Source organism: Lelliottia nimipressuralis, assembly GCF_004402045.1.
Lineage (GTDB): Bacteria > Pseudomonadota > Gammaproteobacteria > Enterobacterales > Enterobacteriaceae > Enterobacter > Enterobacter chinensis.
This window is the reverse complement of the sequence record NZ_SOMG01000005.1, coordinates 1-2,670: the sequence shown is the minus strand read 5'-3', so window position 1 is coordinate 2,670 and position 2,670 is coordinate 1. Positions and strand designations below refer to the sequence as shown.

At 53.2% G+C, this 2,670-nt stretch carries 2 rRNA genes; both read left to right on the top strand.

Features of this window, described 5'->3' with window-relative positions:
- Positions 1 to 2,518: ribosomal RNA gene (locus E3U32_RS02160) — 23S ribosomal RNA — on the top strand; the annotation flags it as partial.
- Positions 2,519 to 2,592: 74 nt separating this feature from the next.
- Positions 2,593 to 2,670: ribosomal RNA gene (gene rrf / locus E3U32_RS02155) — 5S ribosomal RNA — on the top strand; the annotation flags it as partial.

Below are 2,670 nucleotides of genomic sequence, written 5' to 3'. Positions count from 1 at the left end.
TATCCTGTCTGAATATGGGGGGACCATCCTCCAAGGCTAAATACTCCTGACTGACCGATAGTGAACCAGTACCGTGAGGGAAAGGCGAAAAGAACCCCGGCGAGGGGAGTGAAAAAGAACCTGAAACCGTGTACGTACAAGCAGTGGGAGCACCTTCGTGGTGTGACTGCGTACCTTTTGTATAATGGGTCAGCGACTTATATTCTGTAGCAAGGTTAACCGTATAGGGGAGCCGAAGGGAAACCGAGTCTTAACTGGGCGTTAAGTTGCAGGGTATAGACCCGAAACCCGGTGATCTAGCCATGGGCAGGTTGAAGGTTGGGTAACACTAACTGGAGGACCGAACCGACTAATGTTGAAAAATTAGCGGATGACTTGTGGCTGGGGGTGAAAGGCCAATCAAACCGGGAGATAGCTGGTTCTCCCCGAAAGCTATTTAGGTAGCGCCTCGTGAACTCATCTTCGGGGGTAGAGCACTGTTTCGGCTAGGGGGCCATCCCGGCTTACCAACCCGATGCAAACTACGAATACCGAAGAATGTTATCACGGGAGACACACGGCGGGTGCTAACGTCCGTCGTGAAGAGGGAAACAACCCAGACCGCCAGCTAAGGTCCCAAAGTCATGGTTAAGTGGGAAACGATGTGGGAAGGCACAGACAGCCAGGATGTTGGCTTAGAAGCAGCCATCATTTAAAGAAAGCGTAATAGCTCACTGGTCGAGTCGGCCTGCGCGGAAGATGTAACGGGGCTAAACCATGCACCGAAGCTGCGGCAGCGACGCTTAGGCGTTGTTGGGTAGGGGAGCGTTCTGTAAGCCGTTGAAGGTGTCCTGTGAGGGGTGCTGGAGGTATCAGAAGTGCGAATGCTGACATAAGTAACGATAAAGCGGGTGAAAAGCCCGCTCGCCGGAAGACCAAGGGTTCCTGTCCAACGTTAATCGGGGCAGGGTGAGTCGACCCCTAAGGCGAGGCCGAAAGGCGTAGTCGATGGGAAACAGGTTAATATTCCTGTACTTGGTGTTACTGCGAAGGGGGGACGGAGAAGGCTATGTTAGCCGGGCGACGGTTGTCCCGGTTTAAGCATGTAGGCGGAACGATTAGGTAAATCCGGTCGTTTATTAACGCTGAGGTGTGATGACGAGGCACTACGGTGCTGAAGTAACAAATGCCCTGCTTCCAGGAAAAGCCTCTAAGCATCAGGTAACATCAAATCGTACCCCAAACCGACACAGGTGGTCAGGTAGAGAATACCAAGGCGCTTGAGAGAACTCGGGTGAAGGAACTAGGCAAAATGGTGCCGTAACTTCGGGAGAAGGCACGCTGATATGTAGGTGAAGCCCCTGCGGGTGGAGCTGAAATCAGTCGAAGATACCAGCTGGCTGCAACTGTTTATTAAAAACACAGCACTGTGCAAACACGAAAGTGGACGTATACGGTGTGACGCCTGCCCGGTGCCGGAAGGTTAATTGATGGGGTTAGCGGCAACGCGAAGCTCTTGATCGAAGCCCCGGTAAACGGCGGCCGTAACTATAACGGTCCTAAGGTAGCGAAATTCCTTGTCGGGTAAGTTCCGACCTGCACGAATGGCGTAATGATGGCCAGGCTGTCTCCACCCGAGACTCAGTGAAATTGAACTCGCTGTGAAGATGCAGTGTACCCGCGGCAAGACGGAAAGACCCCGTGAACCTTTACTATAGCTTGACACTGAACACTGGTCCTTGATGTGTAGGATAGGTGGGAGGCTTTGAAGCGTGGACGCCAGTCTGCGTGGAGCCGACCTTGAAATACCACCCTTTAATGGCTGGTGTTCTAACGTAGACCCGTAATCCGGGTTGCGGACAGTGTCTGGTGGGTAGTTTGACTGGGGCGGTCTCCTCCCAAAGAGTAACGGAGGAGCACGAAGGTTAGCTAATCCTGGTCGGACATCAGGAGGTTAGTGCAATGGCATAAGCTAGCTTGACTGCGAGAGTGACGGCTCGAGCAGGTGCGAAAGCAGGTCATAGTGATCCGGTGGTTCTGAATGGAAGGGCCATCGCTCAACGGATAAAAGGTACTCCGGGGATAACAGGCTGATACCGCCCAAGAGTTCATATCGACGGCGGTGTTTGGCACCTCGATGTCGGCTCATCACATCCTGGGGCTGAAGTAGGTCCCAAGGGTATGGCTGTTCGCCATTTAAAGTGGTACGCGAGCTGGGTTTAGAACGTCGTGAGACAGTTCGGTCCCTATCTGCCGTGGGCGCTGGAGAATTGAGGGGGGCTGCTCCTAGTACGAGAGGACCGGAGTGGACGCATCACTGGTGTTCGGGTTGTCATGCCAATGGCACTGCCCGGTAGCTAAATGCGGAAAAGATAAGTGCTGAAAGCATCTAAGCACGAAACTTGCCCCGAGATGAGTTCTCCCTGACCCTTTAAGGGTCCTGAAGGAACGTTGAAGACTACGACGTTGATAGGTCGGGTGTGTAAGCGCAGCGATGCGTTGAGCTAACCGATACTAATGAACCGTGAGGCTTAACCTTACAACGCCGAAGCTGTTTCGGCGGACGAGAGACAGACAATCAAATTTCAGCCTGATACAGATTAACAGAATTTGCCTGGCGGCTTTAGCGCGGTGGTCCCACCTGACCCCATGCCGAACTCAGAAGTGAAACGCCGTAGCGCCGATGGTAGT